This is a genomic window from Saccharopolyspora taberi (assembly GCF_039534165.1).
Lineage (GTDB): Bacteria > Actinomycetota > Actinomycetes > Mycobacteriales > Pseudonocardiaceae > Saccharopolyspora_D > Saccharopolyspora_D taberi.
Genome location: NZ_BAAAUX010000006.1, coordinates 149,080 through 168,961, shown reverse-complemented (window position 1 = coordinate 168,961; position 19,882 = coordinate 149,080). Strand labels below are relative to the sequence as shown.

The 19,882-nt window shown below is 72.3% G+C and carries 21 protein-coding genes; 10 read left to right on the top strand and 11 right to left on the bottom strand.

The window, feature by feature from the left end:
* From ABD691_RS07105 to ABD691_RS07095, 3 genes are all read right to left on the bottom strand, one after another.
* Positions 1-1,186: WXG100-like domain-containing protein (locus tag ABD691_RS07105; protein WP_486374889.1), on the bottom strand; the 1,186-nt coding region annotated here is incomplete at its 3' end.
* A gap of 5 nt (positions 1,187-1,191) precedes the next feature.
* Positions 1,192-1,512 (bottom strand): WXG100 family type VII secretion target, encoded by a 321-nt coding sequence (locus ABD691_RS07100; RefSeq protein WP_344678643.1) that lies wholly within the window; start codon positions 1,510-1,512, stop codon positions 1,192-1,194.
* Positions 1,509-1,931 (bottom strand): YbaB/EbfC family nucleoid-associated protein, encoded by a 423-nt coding sequence (locus ABD691_RS07095; RefSeq protein WP_344678642.1) that lies wholly within the window; start codon positions 1,929-1,931, stop codon positions 1,509-1,511. The genes ABD691_RS07100 and ABD691_RS07095 overlap by 4 nt, the downstream gene beginning before the upstream one ends.
* A 188-nt stretch (positions 1,932-2,119) precedes the next feature.
* On the opposite strand from ABD691_RS07095, the gene ABD691_RS07090 reads away from it, so the two are divergent.
* Positions 2,120-2,569, top strand: coding sequence for a MaoC family dehydratase (locus tag ABD691_RS07090; protein WP_344678641.1), 450 nt, complete (start codon positions 2,120-2,122; stop codon positions 2,567-2,569).
* A 20-nt stretch (positions 2,570-2,589) separates the two neighbouring features.
* Here ABD691_RS07090 and ABD691_RS07085 read toward each other — a convergent pair whose 3' ends face one another.
* The 5 genes from ABD691_RS07085 to ABD691_RS07065 all read right to left on the bottom strand — a co-directional run bounded on the left by ABD691_RS07085 (position 2,590) and on the right by ABD691_RS07065 (position 7,626).
* Positions 2,590-3,201 carry an adenosylcobinamide amidohydrolase gene (locus ABD691_RS07085; RefSeq protein ID WP_344678640.1) on the bottom strand — a complete coding sequence of 204 codons (612 nt, stop codon included), beginning with the start codon at positions 3,199-3,201 and terminating at the stop codon, positions 2,590-2,592.
* Entirely contained in the window at positions 3,198-4,151 is a 954-nt protein-coding gene (locus ABD691_RS07080; protein WP_344678639.1) for a hydroxymethylglutaryl-CoA lyase, read from the bottom strand. The genes ABD691_RS07085 and ABD691_RS07080 overlap by 4 nt, the downstream gene beginning before the upstream one ends.
* Before the next feature lie 63 nt (positions 4,152-4,214).
* Positions 4,215-4,706, bottom strand: a complete 492-nt coding sequence (locus tag ABD691_RS07075; RefSeq protein WP_344678638.1) for a PH domain-containing protein — start codon at positions 4,704-4,706, stop codon at positions 4,215-4,217.
* Between the two features lie 88 nt (positions 4,707-4,794).
* Complete coding sequence (locus ABD691_RS07070) at positions 4,795-5,619, bottom strand: biotin--[acetyl-CoA-carboxylase] ligase (RefSeq protein ID WP_344678637.1); 825 nt, start codon at positions 5,617-5,619, stop codon at positions 4,795-4,797.
* A 105-nt stretch (positions 5,620-5,724) separates the two neighbouring features.
* On the bottom strand, positions 5,725-7,626 hold the full coding sequence (locus tag ABD691_RS07065; RefSeq protein ID WP_344678636.1) for a glycoside hydrolase family 3 protein: 1,902 nt from the start codon (positions 7,624-7,626) through the stop codon (positions 5,725-5,727).
* Positions 7,627-7,853: 227 nt separating this feature from the next.
* On the opposite strand from ABD691_RS07065, the gene ABD691_RS07060 reads away from it, so the two are divergent.
* The gene (locus ABD691_RS07060) at positions 7,854-9,737 is read left to right on the top strand and encodes a Xaa-Pro dipeptidyl-peptidase (protein ID WP_425565004.1); all 1,884 of its coding nucleotides are present in this window, start codon (positions 7,854-7,856) and stop codon (positions 9,735-9,737) included.
* A gap of 141 nt (positions 9,738-9,878) precedes the next feature.
* Here the strand turns inward: ABD691_RS07060 and ABD691_RS07055 are convergent, their stop codons facing one another.
* The gene (locus ABD691_RS07055; protein ID WP_344678633.1) at positions 9,879-10,997 is read right to left on the bottom strand and encodes a S1 family peptidase; all 1,119 of its coding nucleotides are present in this window, start codon (positions 10,995-10,997) and stop codon (positions 9,879-9,881) included.
* Between the two features lie 406 nt (positions 10,998-11,403).
* On the opposite strand from ABD691_RS07055, the gene ABD691_RS07050 reads away from it, so the two are divergent.
* The 8 genes from ABD691_RS07050 to ABD691_RS07020 all read left to right on the top strand — a co-directional run bounded on the left by ABD691_RS07050 (position 11,404) and on the right by ABD691_RS07020 (position 16,997).
* Entirely contained in the window at positions 11,404-12,039 is a 636-nt protein-coding gene (locus tag ABD691_RS07050; RefSeq protein ID WP_344678632.1) for a Maf family nucleotide pyrophosphatase, read from the top strand.
* Positions 12,040-12,103: 64 nt separating this feature from the next.
* Positions 12,104-12,184: a putative leader peptide gene (locus tag ABD691_RS33685; RefSeq protein WP_425565003.1), complete on the top strand. Its 81-nt coding sequence runs from the start codon at positions 12,104-12,106 to the stop codon at positions 12,182-12,184.
* Between the two features lie 119 nt (positions 12,185-12,303).
* Positions 12,304-13,650, top strand: a complete 1,347-nt coding sequence (locus ABD691_RS07045; RefSeq protein ID WP_344678631.1) for a dicarboxylate/amino acid:cation symporter — start codon at positions 12,304-12,306, stop codon at positions 13,648-13,650.
* 68 nt (positions 13,651-13,718) lie between these two features.
* Complete coding sequence (locus ABD691_RS07040; RefSeq protein ID WP_344678629.1) at positions 13,719-14,084, top strand: DUF1707 SHOCT-like domain-containing protein; 366 nt, start codon at positions 13,719-13,721, stop codon at positions 14,082-14,084.
* 59 nt (positions 14,085-14,143) lie between these two features.
* Entirely contained in the window at positions 14,144-14,824 is a 681-nt protein-coding gene (locus ABD691_RS07035) for a DUF3558 domain-containing protein (RefSeq protein WP_344678628.1), read from the top strand.
* A 133-nt stretch (positions 14,825-14,957) separates the two neighbouring features.
* On the top strand, positions 14,958-15,338 hold the full coding sequence (locus ABD691_RS07030) for a hypothetical protein (protein ID WP_344678627.1): 381 nt from the start codon (positions 14,958-14,960) through the stop codon (positions 15,336-15,338).
* 4 nt (positions 15,339-15,342) lie between these two features.
* On the top strand, positions 15,343-16,209 hold the full coding sequence (locus ABD691_RS07025) for a PPE domain-containing protein (protein ID WP_344678626.1): 867 nt from the start codon (positions 15,343-15,345) through the stop codon (positions 16,207-16,209).
* Positions 16,209-16,997 carry an ESX secretion-associated protein EspG gene (locus ABD691_RS07020; protein ID WP_344678625.1) on the top strand — a complete coding sequence of 263 codons (789 nt, stop codon included), beginning with the start codon at positions 16,209-16,211 and terminating at the stop codon, positions 16,995-16,997. The genes ABD691_RS07025 and ABD691_RS07020 overlap by 1 nt, the downstream gene beginning before the upstream one ends.
* A 115-nt stretch (positions 16,998-17,112) precedes the next feature.
* Here ABD691_RS07020 and glpD read toward each other — a convergent pair whose 3' ends face one another.
* On the bottom strand, positions 17,113-18,867 hold the full coding sequence (glpD, locus tag ABD691_RS07015) for a glycerol-3-phosphate dehydrogenase (protein ID WP_344678624.1): 1,755 nt from the start codon (positions 18,865-18,867) through the stop codon (positions 17,113-17,115).
* Between the two features lie 79 nt (positions 18,868-18,946).
* A complete protein-coding gene (locus ABD691_RS07010) occupies positions 18,947-19,771 on the bottom strand; it encodes a DeoR/GlpR family DNA-binding transcription regulator (RefSeq protein WP_344678623.1) in 825 nt (274 codons plus the stop codon).
* Positions 19,772-19,882: the final 111 nt, after the last annotated feature.

Below are 19,882 nucleotides of genomic sequence, written 5' to 3'. Positions count from 1 at the left end.
CGGCGACCTCGCCGACGACGCCGCCGTCCGCGACCGCCCCGGCGGCACCGTCCGCGACCGAGCGGACGCCCCCAGCCGCCCCGGCGGCAAGAGAACCCGCACCGTCCGCGGCACCAGCGGCGGCAGAACCAACGCCATCGGCCGCACCACCGGCGACCGACCCCACACCACGAGCCGCTCCGTCCGCGACCGAACCCACGCCGTCCGCAGCACCTCCGGCGACCGCGCCCACACCGCCCGCAGCACCAGCCGCAACAGAACCCACGCCGTCGGCAACGCCCCCGGCGACCGAACCGGCCGCACCATCACCGGCGATCGAACCGACACCGCCAGCCGCTCCGTCCGCCACGGAACTCACGCCGTCCGCAGCACCTGCCGCCACCGATCTCACGCCGTCCGCCGCACCTCCGGCGACCGAACCCACACCGCCAGCAGCACCACTCGCGGCCGAACCCACGCCGTCGGCAACCCCTCCGACGACCGAACCCACACCGCCGTCACCGGCAACCGCACCAGCCACGCCGCCCGCCAGCGCCCCTGCACCACCAGCCGCGCCCCCAGCAACGGCGCCGACTCCGCCAACGGCGCCGCCGGAACCCGCCGCCCCGGCAGCGCCGGAACCCACCGCCCCGACACCATCCACTGTGGACGAGAGCACCCCGACCGGCCGCCCGGGCTCCACGGTGACCCCGCTGTCGATGTCCACCGCCCTGGTCAGGGTGTCGTGCACCTGTCCCACCCCGGCCGCGGCACCCCGGACCGCCGCCTCCAGCCCGGCCAGCGCCTGCGGGTTCCCCGCCGCCGCGGCCTGCTGCGCGGCGTCGGTGTTCCGAGCCAGCGCCACCAGTTCGCGCACCATCTGGGCCTTCGCCGCGCCGATCTGCTCGGCCGCGTGGTCGAGCCGGTCGGCCGCGGCCAGGCACTCCTTGGCCGACCGCGGCAGCGGCCCGTCCCCGGTGGCGAACCGGTCCCACTCCCGGCGCGCCGCGTCGGAGGCTTCGCCCTCGAACGCCGCCAGCGCGCCCTGCGCGGACCCGTCGGACTCGCGGGCGAGCGAGTCCACCGCTCGCGCGGCGTCCCGCCACGCCGTCGCCGACTCGCGCATCAGGTCCTCGTCGCCCTCCGGCCAGCGCGCGCCCGCGCGCGCGGCGGCCTCCCGGAGTTCGGCGGGTAGCTCGATCCCCATGCTGCTCACCCCTGTCCGGTGGTCCGGCCGAGCTCCTCGGCCTGCCCGGCGTCGACCTGCCGGTACTCCGCGGCGGCACCGCCGAACTTCGCGCCGAGGTCGCGCAGCCGCCCGCCCATCGCCGCCAGCTCGTCGGCGGTCCGCCGCGCTCGTTCCTGGTGGGTCGCGGCGAAGCTCGCTCCGATGGCGTCGCGTCCCCAGCACTCGCCCGCGGAATCCACGGCGCCGCGCAGGTCCGCGCTGATCCGCTGCGCCCGGCCCGCGTGCTCCTCGAACTCGGCCGCCCGCTTCGCCAGCTGTTCCGGATCGCCGCGGAAGCCGTTCATGATCGGGTCCAATCCACCGCGCTGAAGTCGTCATCGGCATTGTCGTCGACGCGCGGGGTTTCGTTGCGCACGACCGGAATTCGCGGTTCCCCCAGCAGCAGGTCGGGGTCGGTGCCCTCGGGCACGATCGGCGCGAGCGCGTCCGCGGCGCGGCGCGCGGCGGCAGTGGTCGCCTCCGCGGTCAGCCGCATGATCAGCGCGGACAGGCGCGCGGGCCGGTAGCGCTCGTAGACGTCGTCGGAGAGGTCCAGGCCGAGCAGTCCTCCCCGGGAACCGACGGTGACCCGGACCGCACCGTCGGCGCTGGCCGAGGTTTCGGTGATCTCGGCCAGTTCCCGCCTGGTCTCGTCGAGCCGCTCCCGGCTTCGCCGGTAGTCGGCCATCAACTGCTCCACTTCGGCGCGGTGATCGCTGGGCACGGCCGCTCTCCCTTCCTCGCGGGCTGGTCTCGGTCGGCAGGCCGGTGGCGGTGCACGAGCGCGGCTTGAGAACTTCGACGCGCGCCACGGCCGAATGGTTCCACGTCCCGGCCGATGGGTTGACGGCACCGCTCACTGTGAGCACAGTCTCAGCACCGGGGCTCCGGAAGGGCTGACAGGATGGCGAAATGGCCCGCATCGCTTACGAAGACCTCACCCCCGGCCGCGTGATCGACCTCGGCAAGGTCGAGGTCGACCGGGACGAGATGGTCGCCTTCGCGGCCCGGTTCGACCCGCAGCCGTTCCACCTCGACGAGGAGGCCGGCCGGAACTCGGTGCTCGGCGGCCTGTGCGCGTCGGGCTGGTTCACCGCGTCGCTGTTCATGCGCGCCTACGTCGACAACGTGCTCGCCGACTCGACTTCGCAGGGCTCGCCCGGCGGCAACGAGCTCTCATGGCTGGCACCGGTGTTCCCCGGCGACGTCCTGCACTTCCAGCTGGAGGTGACCGGCGCCCGCCGCTCGCACAGCAGGCCCAACCTCGGCCTGGTCGAGATCACCGGCACGGCCGACCGCGGCGGCGACCGCGTGCTGCGCTTCTCCTTCGTCGGGATGTTTGGCACCAGAGACGCGGACTGACGCTCACGCCGAAGCACCCGTCACGCCGAAGCACGCAGCCCTGCGGCGACGGCCGCGTGCACCGCGCGGGCAAGCGCGGAACCGACGCGGGAGCGCGGTCCGCCGTAGCTCTCGGCTTCGCCGTCGAGCGGGCACAGCACCGTCGTCGCGTCCGTGACCGTGCCGGTGCCGTTGACGCCGGACTCGAGCAGCGCCTGCGCCTTGGCCTCCGCGACGGTGGCGATCGCGTTGACCAGCGCGGCCTCGCTGAGCCGCACCGGCGACCAGCAGATCGCGTTGATGGTCCCGGGCTCCCACGCCACTTCCCGCTCCGGGGCGGCGGCCCAGATCGGATGCGAGACCCCGGTGGTCACGCTCGCGCGGACCCCGGAGTCGGCGGAGGTGACCTCGTGCCGCACGTCGACGGCGGTGAGCATCCCGACCCCGGAGCCGGTCAGCCCGATCTCCGCCGCGATCTCCCGGACGTGCGCGGACGGGTCGGGATGGGAGTAGTCGCGGACGACGGTCGCGTTGACGACCCAGTCCCGCTCACCGATCCCGCCGCCGTGCGCGGCCGAGGAGATCGCCAGCAGGGGCCGGTCCCAGCGCCAGGCCAGGACCGGCCGGGAGTCGACCAGGTGCAGCCTGCTCACGAGGCGGACAGGGCCTTGACCACCCTGGACGGGCTCGGCCTGCCGAGGTGACCCGCCATCCACGTGCTGGTCTCCACCAGCGCGTCCAGGTCCACGCCGTGCTCGATGCCCAGCCCCTCCAGCATCCACACCAGGTCCTCGGTGGCGAGGTTTCCGGTCGCCGACTTCGCGTACGGGCAGCCGCCGAGGCCGCCCGCCGAAGCATCCACAGTGGACACGCCGACGCGGAGCGCGGCGTAGGTGTTGGCCAGCGCCTGGCCGTAGGTGTCGTGGAAGTGCACCGCCAGCCGTTCCACCGGGACGCCCGCGGCGACGAAGGTGCGCAGCAGCGTCTCGACGTGGCCGGGCGTCGCGACGCCGATGGTGTCGCCGATCGACAGCTGGTCGCAGCCCATCTCCAGCAGCCGCCTGCCGACCGAGACGACCTGGTCGACGCCGACCGCGCCCTCCCACGGGTCGCCGAAGGCCATCGAGATGTACCCGCGGACGCGCATCCCCTCGGTCACCGCGCGGCGCACGACCGGGTCGAACATGACGAACTGCTCGTCCAGGCCGCGGTTGAGGTTGCGCCGGGTGAAGCTCTCGGTGGCGGCGGCGAACACGGCGATGTCGGTGACACCGGAGTCGAGCGCGCGGTCCAGGCCGCGGGCGTTGGGCACCAGCACCGGGTAGCGCACGCCGTCGGCCTTGCGCAGGCCGTCCAGCACCTCGCCGGCATCGGCGAGCTGGGGAACCCACTCCGGGCGCACGAAGCTCGTGGTCTCCACGACGGGCAGGCCGGCGGCGGCCAGCCGGTGCAGGAACTCGATCTTGACCCCGGCGGGCACGACCTCCTTCTCGTTCTGCAGCCCGTCGCGCGGCCCGACCTCCCAGATGGTCACCGCGTCCGGCAGGACCTCCGGCTCGGACGAGGCCACCCGCATCGGCAGGCCCAGCTCTCGCGTCCCCATCAGCGTTCCTCCTGTGTCGCACCCGATCGGCCCCGACGGACCTGGGTCGCGTCCTCCATCGCCTCAGTCCGGATCGGACTCGTTGATCTCGCGGTGCAGGAGGGTGTGCACCTTCTCCACCGCCGGGATGTCGTCGAACTCCAGGGGTTCGTCGGAGGCCGACTCCACGATGAGCGTGCCGCACCCGACGAGCCGATCCAACAGACCGTGACGAAATCGGACGCTGTTGATGCGCTGCACGGGGATGTCGACGCCGCTGCGGGTGAACACGCCCTCGCGGACCATCAGGCGGTGCGTGGTGATCACGAAGTGGGTGGTGCGCCAGCGCACCAGGGGGGCGACGGTGAACCACAGGACCAGCAACCCGCCGACCACGGCCAGCGCGATCCAGACCGGCAGGTGCCAGGTCGTCGGCGCGACCAGCGCGGCGAGGTAGGAACCGCCGCCGACCACGACAAGCAGCACGAGCACCGGCAGGACGAGCATCTTCCAGTGCGGGTGCTTGTGCACGACCACGTACTCGTTCTCGCCGAGCAGCGCGTCGGGATAGGCCACCGTTCCTCCTCAGCGCGGCGTCACCGATCACGGTACCGCTATGGAGACGCGTGGAATCGGCCTGCGTTGCGGCGCGGGCGGCGGAACCTCAGGCCCGCCGCAGGTGGACGACGTCCCCGGCCGAAACCGGGGTGAGCCCGCCGTCGGAGGTGCGGACCACGAGCCGCCCGCCCGCGTCGACCCCGACCGCGGTGCCGTGCAGCTGCTCGTCGCCGCCGAGCTCGACGCGGACCGCCTGGCCGATGGTCGCGCACCAGCGCTGGTAGCGGTCCAGCAGACCGGTCCGCTCCAGATCGCCCCCGGCCGACCGCCAGGCGTCCTCGAACTCGGCGAACGCCAGCAGCAGCTCGACCGCGAACGCCTCGCGGTCGACGTCGGCACCCTCCTCGACCAGCGACGTCGCGGGCAGGCCGCCCGCTCCGGTCGGCAGCTGCTCGGCGCGGTGGTGGACGTTGACGCCCATGCCGAGCACCACGGCCACGCCGTCCGGCCCGGCGGTCGCCTCGGCGAGGATGCCCGCCGCCTTGCGCTGCTCCTCGCCGAGCAGGAGGTCGTTCGGCCACTTGAGCGCGGCGCGCACCCCGGTGGCGCGGTCGACGGTCTCGGCCAGCGCGACCCCGGCGACCAGCGGCAGCAGCGCGAGCACGGCGGGATCGACCCGCGGTCGCAGCAGGACGCTGACGTTGAGCCCGCACCCGCGCGGCGACACCCAGTCGCGCTGCATCCGGCCCCGGCCGGACCGCTGCTCCTCGGCGATCAGCACGGTCCGGTCCGCGGCGCCGCTCGCTGCCGCCGCCGTCAGGTCGGTGTTGGTCGAGCCGGTCACCTCGACCACGTCGAGCGCCGCGTACGGGCCGCTGTCGACCAGCTTCGCCCGCAGCCGCCCGGCGTCCAGCATCTTCGGTTCCGTCACGTCCCGAAGCCTACGGTCGTGCGCGGTGCCGCCCCTGACCCAGCCATCGTCCTCAAGCGGCGAAGCCGCTTAGCCCACCAAAGCAAAGCGACCACCCGCGGGTTCTCAGGCTGTGCCCAGCCCGTGGGTGTCTTGGCGGGGCCAGTCCTTTTCGTTGGTATGGGACTCCGAAGCGGCAGGACCGCTTCGGTAACTAAGCCCGAAGCCGTAGGGGAACAGCGGCTCCTGGCCGTCGCCGTCGTTGATCGGGAGCTGGTCGAACGAGCGCATCCAGGTCGCGGGCAGCTTCCCGCTCGGGTTGTGGTCGCCGAACAGGACGTCGGCCACACCCTGCCCCTCCGACCCCGGCAGCCAGGCCGCGAGCAGCGCGTTCCAGCCGTCGACCTCGCCCGCGATGTCCAGCGGCCTGCCCGACACCGTCACCACGACCACCGGCACGCCGGACTCGCGCAGCTTCGCGATGGTCGCCCGGTCCTCCTCGTCGAGCTCCAGCCCGTCCGGCCGGTCGCCCTCGTACTCGGCGTACGGGGTCTCGCCGACCACCGCGATCGCCGCCCGGTAGCTGCCGTCGATGCCGTTGCCGTGCCGGTCGTAGGTCACCTCGGAACCCGCCGCCGTCGCGCGGATGCCTTCGAGGATCGTGGTCCCCTCGGTGATGTCCCCGCTGGAGCCCTGCCAGGAGATCGTCCAGCCGCCGCTCTGGTTCCCGATGTCGTCGGCGTTCTTGCCCGCGACGAAGATCTTCCCGCCGTCCTTGGCCAGCGGGAGCACGCCGTCGTTGCGCAGCAGCACCTGCGACTCGCGCACCGCCTGGCGCGCCAGCTCGCGGTGCTCCGCGCTGCCGACGCCGGGCAGCAGGTCGCGCTGGGCGAACGGCCGCTCGAACAGGCCGAGCTCGAACTTCTTGGTCAGGATGCGGCGGTTGGCGTCGTCGATGCGCTCCATCGGCACCCGGCCGGACTCGACCTCGGCCCGCAGGTAGTCCAGGAACTTCCCGTGCCGGTCCGACATCATGATCATGTCGATGCCCGCGTTGACCGCGGCGCGCACCTCGTCGGGGGTGAAGTCCTCCTGGCCGTCGATCTTGTCGATCGCGTCGTAGTCGGAGACCACCAGCCCGGAGAACCCGAGCTCGCCCTTGAGCACGTCGTTGACCAGGTACCTGCTGGCGTGCAGCTTCTCCCCGTTCCAGCTGCTATAGGAGATCATGACCGACCCGACGCCGCGGGCGATGGCCTCCCGGAAGGGCGGAAGGTGCGTCGCGCGCAGCTCCTCCTCGCTGATCTCGGTGTTGCCCTGGTCGTCGCCTCCGGTGGTGCCGCCGTCGCCGACGTAGTGCTTGGCGGTCGCGAGGATCGAGGTCGGATCGGCGCCCAGCTTCTCGCCCTGGATGCCGGTGACCGCGGTGGTCATCGCCGAGGCGTTCTCCGGCTTCTCCCCGAAGGCTTCGTAGGTGCGCCCCCACCGCTCGTCGCGCGCCACGCACACGCACGGCGCGAAGGTCCAGTCGATGCCGGTGGCCGCGACCTCCTTCGCCGTAGCGGCACCGATTTTCCGGACCAGCTCGGGGTTTCCCGCCGCTCCAAGGCCGATGTTGTGGGGGAAGATCGTCGCGCCGTGCACGTTGTTGTGGCCGTGCACCGCGTCGACGCCGTAGATGACCGGGATTCCCAGCGGTGTCGCCAGCGCCGCGCGCTGGTAGTCGTCGTACATGTCCGCCCACGCCTCGGCGGTGTTGGGCTCGGGCGCCGAACCGCCACCGCTGAGCACCGAGCCGATGCGGTGGTCGGCCACCGCCTGCGGATCGGCGGCCTTGCGCTCGATCTGCACCATCTGGCCGAGCTTGTCGTCCAGCGACATGCGAGCCATCAGGTCGTCGACGCGGTCCGGCACCGGCAGCGCGGGATCGCGGTAGGCGGGGCGGTCGCCCGCGGCGGGAGTCCCGCCGACGGCGAGCAGCATGGTCGCGGCCAGGCCGGCGAGGGCGGTTCTGCGGAAACCGGGCATCGGTCCTCCTCGTCTGCGAGGTCTCCAGTGTCATGGGAGCGCTCTCACGCACCAATCGGCCAAACGGCCGCACCTGGACGGCAATGGGAACCACCGCCCGACTTTCGGCTGTGGCCCGCTGATCTTGCCCGGTCCTAACGTCCGCACCGCCATCTACCGGAGGTGCAGAAGAAGTGAAAGCTCGCTGGTCCGCACTACCGTGCGGCGCGCTGCTCGCCCTGACCACCATGACTCCGCAGGCCACCATGACACCGCAGGCCACCGCGCAACCGCAGCAACCACCCGTGCTGCGCGACGGCGTGAGCCAGCCCGTCTTCGACGCCGAACCCGTCCGCGAGACGGTGTGGGTGGAGACCGGTCTGGACGGCGACCACGACGGTGCCGTCGACCGGGTCGCCGCCGACATCGCGCGGCCCGCCGGAACCGACGCGAAGGTCCCGGTGATCATGGACGCGAGCCCGTACTACTCGTGCTGCGGGCGCGGCAACGAGTCCGAGCTCAAGACCTACGACGACCAGGGCCGCCCGGTCGGTTTCCCGCAGTTCTACGACAACTACTTCGTCCCGCGCGGCTACGCGACCGTGCTGGTCGACCTCGCGGGCACCAACCGCTCCGAGGGCTGCGTCGACGTCGGCGGGCCGTCCGACGTGACCTCCGCGAAGGCCGTGATCGACTGGCTCAACGGCCGCGCGCAGGGCTTCGACAGCGCCGCGGGCGGCAGCCCGGTCGAGGCGCCGTGGACCACCGGCGACGTCGGCATGGTCGGCAAGTCCTACGACGGCACGATCGCCAACGGCGTCGCCGCGACCGGCGTCGAGGGGCTGCGCACGATCGTCCCGATCGGCGCGATCAGCTCCTGGTACGACTACTACCGCTCCGACGGCGTGTCCTTCGGCTTCGACCCGGTGGGCCTGGCCAACACCGTCGAGGAGGGCGGGCGGCCGGACTGCGGTGCCGCCAAGCAGGAACTCGTCGACGGCGCACCGGCCGACGGCGACGTCACACCACTGTGGACAGATCGGGACCACGTCGCGGACGCGGGCGAGGTCAAGGCGAGCGTGTTCGCCGTGCACGGCATGGGAGATCTCAACGTCAAGACCATCCAGTTCGGACAGTGGTGGGACGAGCTGGCCGAGCGGGACGTGCCGCGCAAGGTGTGGCTGAGCCAGACCGGCCACGTCGACCCGTTCGACTTCCGCCGCGAGGTCTGGATCGACACCCTGCACCGCTGGTTCGACCGCTGGCTGCTCGGCGTCGACAACGGCATCGACCGCGAACCGGCCGCGAGCATCGAGCGCGCACCCGACGAGTGGGTGGACGAACCGACCTGGGGCGGCGACGCCGCGAAACCCACCGCGCTGCACCCGGTTCCGGGCGGCACGCCGGGTCTCGGCGAGCTGCGCCCCGAACCCGGCGAGGGCACCGCGTCGTTCACCGACGACCCGAACCTCGGCGAGCACGACTGGGCCCAGCGCCCCGACCAGCCCTCCCCGGCGAGGACGCTGTTCACCACCGCGCCGCTGGCCCAGGACCTGCGGCTGGCGGGCACGGGCTCGATCACGGTGACCGCCACCCCCGGCACCGACACCGCGCACCTGTCGGCGATGCTGGTCGACTACGGCCCGGCCACCACCCGGGACTACCTCGGCGAGGGCGAGGGGATCCGCACCCTCGGCACCGAGTCCTGCTGGGGCGAGAACCGCCCCGGTGACGACGCCTGCTACCTCGACACCGAGGCCACCAGGTCCGATGTGGACTTCGAGATCATCTCGCGCGGCTGGGCCGATCTGGCCAACCACGAGTCGCTGTCCCGGGAAACCCCGCTGTCGCCGGGAACTCCGTACGAGATGACCTTCCGGCTGGCCACCACCGACCACGTGATCCCGGCGGGCCACCGGCTGGGGCTGATCATCGGCGGGACCGACAACCAGTTCATCGTCGCGCCCTCCCGGCCCGGTGAGATCGGGCTCGACCTGGCGAAGACCTCGGTGACGCTGCCCGTCGTCGGCGGTACCGCCGGGCTGGCCGACGCACCCGCGGGAACCCCGCAGGTGCGGCCGGACCGCGTTCCGCCGCGCCCGCACGTCGAGCTCAACGTGGACGAGCGCTGACTCCGAGCGGAGGGCGGTTCCGCCGAACCGCCCTCCGCGTGCCGGCGGTGCCGACGTCGCGTCGCCCGGCCCCACCCGGTCGACCGCACCGCCCGGAGTCACCCGGGCCCCGGAGTCACCCGCGGCCCGGGTGACCGCCCGTCAGCCGGTGACCAGGCGCAGGCCGTAGGCGCTCAGCGCCTCGCCGACGGGCTGGAAGTAGGTAGTCCCGCCCGAGGAGCAGTTGCCGGAGCCGCCGGAGGTCATGCCCTGGGCCTGGGTCCCGCTGATGAACGAACCGCCCGAGTCACCCGGCTCGGCGCAGACGTTGGTGCGGGTCATGCCGTAGACCGCGCCCTCGGCGTAGCGGACGGTCTCGTTCAGCCCCTGCACCGAACCGCAGTGCCAGCCGGTCGTCGAACCGGACCGGCAGATCGAGGTCCCGGGAGGAGCGATCGAGTGCCCCGAGACCGCGCGGGTGGAGCCGTTGTACATGTTCACCGCGCCGCGCGGGGTCCAGTTCGAGTTCGCCGACACCCAGGCGTAGTCGTTGCCGGGGAAGGAAGAACCCTGGAAGGTGCCCATCGCGACCCGGTTGTAGCCGCTGGCCGAGGTGCCGCGGGTGCCGCAGTGCCCGGCGGTGACCATCCCGGCCGCGCCGGCGGACGTGCGGACCGGGAAGCCGACCGAGCACCGGCCGCCGCTGCCCATGTAGTACGCGTCGCCGCCGACCAGGTCGTAGAGCGGCCGGGGCGCTTCGCGGACCTGCTCGACGCGCACGGAGTCGCCCGCCGAGTCCAGGAACGCCTCGGTCGCGGCGTCGCGCGTGGTCACCGAGACGACGACGCTGCCGGAGCCGACGTCGACATGCCAGCCGGTGACCGACGGCGGAGCGGTGGCCTCCCGCGCGTCGAGCGCGGCCTTCGCCGCTTCGAGCTCCCGCAGGCTGTGCGGCACGACGGTGGCCTCGGCTCCCGCCGCGCGGACGGTGTCGGCCTTCGCCGCGTCGGTAACCCCGACGACGAGCTTGCCGCGCTCGGCGTCGAAGTAGGAGCCGCCGAAGGACTCGCCGAGGGTCCGGTCGAGCTGGGCGTGCGCCCGCATCGCGGCTTCCTCCTGCACCAGGCGGGTGCGGGCCTGGGCCTCGGTCAGCCCGAGGTCGCGCTGCATCGCGGCCAGGATCTCCGGCGCGACGGGCGCGGACAGCGCCGGTGCGGCACCCCCGGCCAGCGCGCCCGCCGCGAGCACGGCGACTCCGGCCAGGCGAACGGTTCTTCTCATGTTTCGTCTCCCTGGATCCGTGGATGAGGACCACCCGCGCGGTCGGCTTCGTGGGCACGAGGGCGCGCGGGAACAGCGGAAAACAAAGGGAAAAGCGATTGCGGATGCCTCTGCCTGCCGGTGATCAGCCGGGCGTCTTCGGCACCGCCGAGCAAGGCCCGGTTCCCCGCAGCGGTGCGGCAAACCGGGCGATCAGTCGTGCGTGGAGTACATGTAGGACGGTAAGAAACGCCGTGCGCAGGGGAAACCGCCATTCAGCCGATTCCGGTGACCCAGATCACCCCAACCACGGGCGGCATTGGGAAAACCGTTAAATCCGGCCCGAAGCCTGCTTTGATCCCGCAAGGGAACGCCTGAGGTTCCGCCACCCGCACCGCCGCGCAAAGCCGCCACTACTCTCAACAACATGCGGTTCGTGCTGGCTTCTGCTTCTCCTGCCCGCCTCTCCGTCCTCCGGTCCGCCGGGATCGACCCGCTGGTGCGGGTTTCCGGCGTGGACGAGGACGCCGTCGCCGCCGGGCTGACCGACCCGTCCCCGGCGGAACTGGTCACCGCGCTGGCGGTGGCCAAGGCCGAGGCGGTCGTCCCGGCAGTCGCCGCCGAAGTGCCCGACGCGGTGATCGTCGGCTGCGACTCGATGCTGTCCTCCCCGGACGGCGAGGTCGTCGGCAAGCCGGGCACTCCCGAGGCCGCCGCCGAGCGGTGGCGCCGCGCAGCGGGCCGTTCCGGCGAACTGATCACCGGGCACGCGATCGTCCTGCTGCGCGGCGGAACCGCCGTCGCCCGCACCAGCGGGCACCTCGGCACCACGGTCCGCTTCTCCGAACCGACCGACGCCGAGCTGGAGGCCTACATCGCCACCGGCGAGCCGCTGCACGTCGCGGGCGGCTTCACGCTGGAGGGCTTCGGCGGCTGGTTCGTCGAGGGCGTCGACGGCGATCCGTCCAGCGTGCTCGGCATCAGCCTGCCGCTGACCCGCAAGCTGCTCGCCGGGCTCGGCGTGAGCGTGGTGGACCTGTGGACCGCTCCGAAGCCCGAGTGAACACGAACACAATTCGGTTACCGGGGGAAGATCGCCCTCGAACCTCGGGTTACAACTTGTTGCGATGGAAACCTACCGGCGGCTCTACCTGACCGAGCGCCTGCACGTCGACCTCCGGCGGCAGGCCAGTTCCATCTGTCCGTAGTCCGACAGGACCGCTGCCGCCCCCGGCCGTCGCCGTCGCGACCGGCCGGGCGTGCTCTTGCCACCCGGCCCGATCAGCCGACATCCTCAGCGTTTTCTCTGCGACTTCGGGAGATCCCTGTGTCCACAACCGCAACCTCCGACCGACCCCGCGGCCTGCGGTTCAACCCCAAGGTGTTCGCCATCGCGGTGGTCGCCTCCCTCGTGCTCGGTGCGCTGCTCGGCTGGATCGCCAAGACCACCGACGCGAAGTGGCTGGTCACCACCCTCGACACCATCGGATCGATCTTCACCAGCCTGCTGACCTTCACGGTGCTGCCGCTGATCTTCACCGCGATCGTGGTGGGCATCAACAGCCTGCGCTCGGTCGGCGGCGGCCGGACCGCGGCGCGGCTGGGCGGCAAGACCGCGCTGTGGTTCGCGCTGACCTCGCTCATCGCGGTGCTGATCGGGCTCGGCCTCGGCGCGGTGTTCCAGCCCGGCCGCGGCCTGGTCATCGAGCCCGACCCGGAGAAGCTGGCTTCGATCGGGCAGAAGACGCAGGGTTCCTGGCTCGACCTGGTCACGGGTCTGGTGCCGGAGAACCTGGTCAAGGCGTTCGCCGAGGGCGAGACGCTGCAGGTCGTGTTCGTCGCGCTGCTGGTCGGCGCCGCCAGCTACAGCCTCGGCGACAAGGCCGCGCCCTTCGTGGACTTCAGCCGCTCGGCGTTCGAGGTCATCCAGCGGGTGCTGGGCTGGATCATCCGGCTCGCCCCGATCGGCACCCTCGGCCTGATCGGCAACGCGGTCGCCACCTACGGCAACGAGTTCTTCGCCCCGCTGCTCAAGCTCATCGCCGCCGTCTACGTCGCGTGCCTGCTGGTGCTGTTCGTGGTCTACCCGGTGCTGCTGCGGTTCGTCGGCAAGGTCAGCCCGGCCACGTTCTTCGCCAAGACCTGGACGGTGCTCCAGTTCGCCTTCGTCTCCCGCTCCTCCAGCGCGACGCTGCCGATGAGCAGGCAGGCCGCCGAGAACCTGGGCGTCGACCGCTCCTACGCCAACTTCGCGGTCCCGCTGGCCACCACCACCAAGATGGACGGCTGCGCGGCGATCTACCCGGCCATCGGCTCGATGTTCATCGCGAACCTGTTCGGCATCCAGCTCGGGATCACCCAGTACCTGACGATCATCGCGGTCGCGGTGTTCGGCGCGATCGCCACCGCGGGCGTCACCGGCTGGTTCACCATGCTCACGCTCACCCTGGCCGCGCTGGGCTTCCCGCCCGAGGTCGTCGCGGTCGGCATCGCGATCGCCTACGCGGTGGACCCGATCCTGGACATGATGCGCACGGCCACCAACGTCGCGGGCCAGATCGTGGTCCCGGTCGTGGTCGCCCGCACCGAGGACCTGATCGACGACGAGGTGCTGGCCGCCCCGAGCGCGCCGCCGCTGCTGGAGAACAACAGCACCCGGCTCGCGTCCGCCTGATCCCGGTGTGAGCGGTGATGCCCGGCGGAACCGGCGTCACCGCTCACCCCGCGGCATACGATGAGAACGTGAGCAGGCGACGGAATGTCCGGGTCGGCGACTCGGAGCGGGAACGGGCGATGGCCCTGCTCGGCGAGCACATGTCCGCGGGCAGGCTGGAGATCGACGAGTACGACCAGCGCTGCCAGCAGGCCGCGGTCGCGCGCTACCGGTCCGATCTCGACGCCCTGTTCACCGATCTGCCCGCACCTCGCCCGCACGACGAACTGCCAGCGCCGGGCCGCAAACTGCCCTCGCCGCGCGCGGCGAACGTGGTCTTCGTCCTCTGCCTGAGCTCGCTGCTGGTGTTCCTGGCCGTCGTGACCCGGTCACCGCTGTTCGTCCTGCTCTTCGTGCTGGCAGCGGTCGTCCTGTTCGGCCGCGTCCGACGGTGACAGCGCCCTTGTCACGCGTCCCCCGCCGAGCCCAGCAGGTGTTTCGCTACGGTGAGCGCATGCACAGCTCGCGTACCGAAGGACGGCGCCCGCTGAGCGGGACACTGGCCGCCGGGGCGCTGTTGCTCACCGGATGCGGTTTCCAGTCGGAGAACACCGCCGACACCGCGCCGCCCCCTCCGCCGCCCCCGCCCACGACGAGCGTTCCCGCTCCGCCGCCGCCACGACCGTTCGACATCGCGCTCGACGGCCTCGACCCGTGCGAGCTGCTGACCGCGGACCAGCGCGCGCAGCTGGGCTTCGACCGCGAACCGCTGCCGGACTCCGAGGCCGGTTTCGGCGACGCCGCCACCTGCAGCTACCGCAACACCACGGCGAAGGTGGGCGCCCGGCTCTCGCTGATCACCACCGAGGGCATGGGCGTGTGGACCGACGACACCGCGCAGGTGGAGGCGACCCCGGTCGTGATCGGCGGCTTCCCCGCGCTGGTGATCAAGACCCCGGACCTGGAACTGTCGTGCAACGTCGCGATCGACGTCGCCGACGGCCAGCACGTCGACGTTCTCTACCGCGACGACGGAGGCCGGCCCGCGCCACCGCTGGAGTCGCTGTGCGCCGGCGCGCAGCGGGTCGCGGAGGACACTGTGGCCTCGCTGGTGTCGCCGCCGACGTCCGAGCCGGAGACGTCGTCCAGCACGCCCGAGACGGAGTCCGAAGCGGTCATCGAACCTACGGGGTGACTCTCCGCAACGTGAGCCGGGGTCGGTTCTTCCCCCTCCCGTTGGTGATACTCACCGCGTTTGGAGCACTCCCCAGAGTCACCTTTGGTGATTACAGTGATCCGCGGACGACTTACCTGTGGGAGGGGAAACCGTGCCGCTCAGTTCACCGTCGGGCTACGGCTCATCGGATCCCAGCGGCGGCCACGCGCTGTCCGGGCAATCCGTGCAGGTCGAGCCCTCCGCCATACCGAACCTCGTAAGCGCGTTGCAGTCCTCGCTGGACAGCGTCGGGCTGCAGATCGAGCACGCGATCACCGAACTGCGGATCCGGCCGTGGGCGGGCGATCCGGTCAGCAGCACCGCCGCCGACGAGTTCAACCAGCGCTCGATCGGCGGTGGTGACGACGCGCTGACCGCCCTGTGCGGCTACCGCGACCAGCTGCAGGCCGCCGCCGAGTCGCTGCGCCTGGCGCGCAGCCAGTACGAGCGGATCGAGGACGACAACGTGGCCCTGATGGGCGGAGGCTGCTGAGCACATGAGCGACCACCGCTGGCAGGGCTACCGCCACCAGGAGCTGTTCGACCAGATCCACCAGGGGCCCGGCGCCGACGGGTCCAGCGACTCGATCCGCCGCTGGAGCGAGCTCACCCGCGCGCTCGGCGAGATCGACACCGGCCTGGCCGGTGCGCTGGCCGCCGCGATGGGCGGCTGGCAGGGTTCGGCCGCCGACAGCGCCCGCGACGGGCTGCGCCCGCTGGGCAACTGGGCCGTGGAGGCCCAGCAGGCCGCCGAGGACATGCGCGACCGCGCCGAGCGGCAGGCCGAGTACATCAGCAAGGCGCGCGCCGACATGCCGCCGCCGGTGCCGGTGACCGCCGAGGAGCCGGGCGCCGCCGAGTCGATGCTGACCCACCTGTTCGGCGGGCAGACCGACTACGAGGTCCAGGAGGCGCAGGCCGACGCCGCCGAGCAGCGCGCGTTCGAGGTCATGCGCACCTACGAGTCCTCCACCACGGCCAACACCACCTCGCTCGCGTCGTTCACCCCGCCGCCGCAGGTCGTCGTCGACGCCCCGGTCCTGGCGGGGGCGTCCGGCGGTGGCGCGCAGCAGCCGATCACCATCAGCTGGGGTCCGAGCGTCCCGGCGATCCCCGCCGCGCGCGGCGCGACCGGGCTCGCCTCGCGTTCCGGTGCCCAGCCCGCCGGGCGGGCGCCTTCCGGCAGCGGCGGCGGTTCCACCTCCGGCCGGGGCGGCGCGGCGACGCCGGGGCTGCGGCGGCGCAGGCGGGAACCGGAGCAGGTGGACCACCAGGTCACCGAGGAGTTCGGCAGGCCGGGCGGGTTCTTCGACGAGCAGCGGACCCTGTCCCGCCCGGTGATCGGCGGCGAACCGGGCCGATGATGGTCGAGGAGGAAACCGGCCGGGCGGTGCGGCTGTCGGCCCTGGAGTTCGACGTGCTCGTCGAGCACCTCGAACTGGGGTCGATGCCGCTGGTGCTCAAGGTCCCGTCGCCCGGCCGCACCCACACCGAGCGCGCCGAACTCGTGGAGTCGGCGTGGCGGTCGCTGTCGGGCCGCGCGCTGGGCGACCCCGCCGACCTGGATCCCTGGCTGGAGCGGACGCTGCGGCTGCTCGCCCGGCCGCTGCGCGAGGTCGACGGCCGGCTGTGGCTCGGCCGCAGCGTCCGGGTGCTGGCCGCCGCGGCCGACGGGGAAGCGGCGCTGGCGGTCAAGGACGGCGACACCCTGACCCTGCGCCCGGCCGCCGCGTCCGGACTGCCGAGGGAAGCCGCCTCGGTGCTGCCGCAGCTGGGCCCCGGTCCGGGGCGGTCGGTGTCGGTGCGCAGCAGCGACCTCGACGCCGCGGCCGACGAGGCGGGAGCCGACGTCGAGGCGCTGGAGGCGGCGCTGCGCCGCCGAGGCGTGCGCGCCGACGACGCGGAGACGCTGACGAGCATGGTCGGCGAAGCCGGACCGCGCGGTCAGTTCGGCGCGGCAGCGCGCGACCGGCTGGGCCGGCGCTCCCGCGCCGGTCACGTCGTCGGGTTCTTCGACACCGCGCACGGCAGGTACGTGCAGGTCCGGCGGGAGTCGCCGTCCGGCGACGTGTGGAGCACCATCGCCCCCGTCGATTCCCGCCGGATGACCGGGCACCTGGAGGAGCTCCTCGCCGAGGTCGTCTCGGACTGAAGCGGCGGTTCGGTGGTTCTCATCCCGTCGACCTCTTCGGCGCCGGGCCGACGGGATGAGAACCTTCCCCACCCTCGCGGAGTGGGGGCCTTGTTTCCCGCTGGGAACGTTCCCCTTAAACCAGCGGCTCTTCGAGCTTCTCCCGCGCCTCCGGCGCAGCCGACCGCTTCGCGTCAGCGGCCTGGTCGTCCGGCTGCGTCTGCGAGTCGCGCTCGGCTTCGACCCGCCGGGTGTAGACCTCGATCTCGCGCGCGATGCGCTCGTCGTCCCAGCCGAGCACGCCCGCCATCAGCCGGGCGACCGGCTCCGCGCAGTCGACCCCGCGGTGCGGGTACTCGATGGAGATCCGGGTCCGCCGGGTCAGCACGTCCTCCAGGTGCAGCGCGCCTTCGTGGCTGCACGCGTAGACGACCTCGGCCTGCAGGTAGTTCGGCGCCGCGGGAACCGGCTTGAGCAGCTCCGGCGAGTTCTCGGCGGTGCCCAGGACCTCGTGGATCTCCGAGCCGTAGCGGTCCAGCAGGTGCCGGATCCGGTACGGGTGCAGGCCGTGCTTCGCCGCGATCTGGTCGGCCTGGTTGACCAGCGCGTGGTAGCCGTCGGCGCCCAGCAGCGGGACCTTGTCGGTGATCGACTCCGCGATGCGGCCGGACACGTCGTTGCTGATCGCGTCGACCGCGTCGGCGGCCATCACGCGGTACGTCGTGTACTTGCCGCCCGCGATGGCGACCAGGCCGGGTGCGACCCGCGCGACCGCGTGCTCGCGGGACAGCTTCGAGCTCTCCTCGCTCTCCCCGGCCAGCAGCGGGCGGAGTCCGGCGTAGACGCCCTCGATGTCGTTGTGCGTCAACGGAGTCGCGAGGACCGTGTTGACGTGTTCGAGGATGTAGTCGATGTCCTTCTTCGTCGCCGCCGGGTGCGCGAGGTCGAGGTTCCAGTCGGTGTCGGTGGTGCCGACGATCCAGTGGTTGCCCCACGGGATCACGAACAGCACCGACTTCTCCGTGCGCAGGATCAGCCCGGACTCGGAGACGATCCGGTCGCGCGGGACCACGATGTGCACGCCCTTGCTGGCGCGCACCCGGAACCGGCCGCGGCCACCGGAGAGCTTCTGCAGCTCGTCGGTCCACACACCGGTCGCGTTGATCACCGCCTGGGCGCGGACCTCGGTCTCGGCGCCGGACTCGACGTCGCGCAGCCGCACCCCGGCGACCCGGTCGGCCTCCCGCAGGAAACCGACGACCTGGGTGGAGGTCGACACCACCGCGCCGTAGCGGGCGGCGGTGCGGGCGACGGTCATGGTGTGCCGGGCGTCGTCGGCCTGCGCGTCGTAGTAGCGGATGCCGCCGACGAGCGCGTCGCGCTTGAGCGCCGGGACCATCCGCAGCGCGCCCGCGCGCGTGAGGTGCTTCTGCCCCGGCACGGAACGGGCGCCGCCCATCGTGTCGTAGAGGAACAGTCCCGCCGCGGTGTAGGGACGTTCCCAGACCCGGCGCGTCAGCGGGTACAGGAAGCTCACCGGCTTGACCAGGTGCGGGGCGATCGTGGTCAGCATCAGCTCGCGTTCCCGCAGCGCCTCGCGGACCAGGTTGAACTCCAGCTGCTCCAGGTACCGCAGTCCACCGTGGAACAACTTGCTGGAGCGGCTCGAAGTCCCCGAGGCCAGGTCCCTGGCCTCGACCAGCGCGACGCGCAGGCCGCGGGTCGCGGCGTCGAGCGCGGCACCCGCGCCGGTCACCCCGCCGCCGATCACCACGACGTCGAACTCCTCGGACCCCAGCCGGCGCCAGTTCTCCGCGCGGTCGGCGGGTCCGAGCCTGCCCTCCGCGCGGGTCACCTCGGCCGGGGCAGTCCCCTTCTTGTCGTTGGACACCAGACGTCCTCCTTGCTCGAAATCGCGTCCCACCGATGACGCGGGCACGAACCTGGCGCCGGTACGTCTTCGGTGGTCATCATGCCCGACCGGCAGGTCCCGCGCCGTGCGCGCCGCCTGCCTGCTCGACCTTCGCGCCCCGCTCCCGCAGCACCTCGATGTCGGCGCGCTCGGTCCTGGAATCCACGATCACGATGTCGAAGTCCTCCGCGGGCGCGACCGCGTGCAGCGCCCGGCGGCGGAACTTCGTGTGGTCGACGTAGAGCACCCGCCTGCTCGCCGAGGCCAGCATGGCCTTCTTGAGCTGCACCATCTCCTGCTGCGGGTAGCAGCCGATCCCGTCGGTCACCGCCGAGACCGACATGATCGCCAGGTCCACCCGCATGTTGCGGATGGCGTCCAGCGCCATGCCGCCGACGAAGGCGTCCGCCCACGGCAGGTAGTCCCCGCCGACGCCGATGAGGTGGATGCCCTGCGCGGTGGCCAGCTCGCCGAAGACGCCGCGGTGGTTGGTGACCACCGTCAGCGGCGCCCGTTCGGGCAGCAGCCGGGCCAGGAACACGCCCGTCGTCGAGTCGTCGAGGACCAGCGCCTGGCCGGGTTCGACGAGTTCGACCGCGGCGCGGGCGAGTTCCTCCTTCTCCGCCTGGTTCTGCTGCATCCGGTACTCGGAAGCCGCCTCGTACAGCAGGGAGGAAGCAGCTGAGACGTACCCGCGGTTGCGGTGCACCAGGCCCTGCGACTCGAGGTCGGCGAGGTCCCGGTACACGGTCATGGCGCTGGCGCCCACGGTCCCGACGAGGTCGTCGATCCGCAGCGTGCCCTCCGCCATGACCAGCTCGGTGATCTTGCGACGCCGGTCCTGCTGCTTGCTCGACGGGCGTCGACCGGAGGTCCCGGACATCGTCGTTCCCCTCACCGCACATCCCACCACGGGGTCGTCCACTGGCAGGTCCATCCTCCTTGGCCAGGTTCGGTGCGCGGGGCTGGCCCGGTCTCACCACGTCGTCATCGT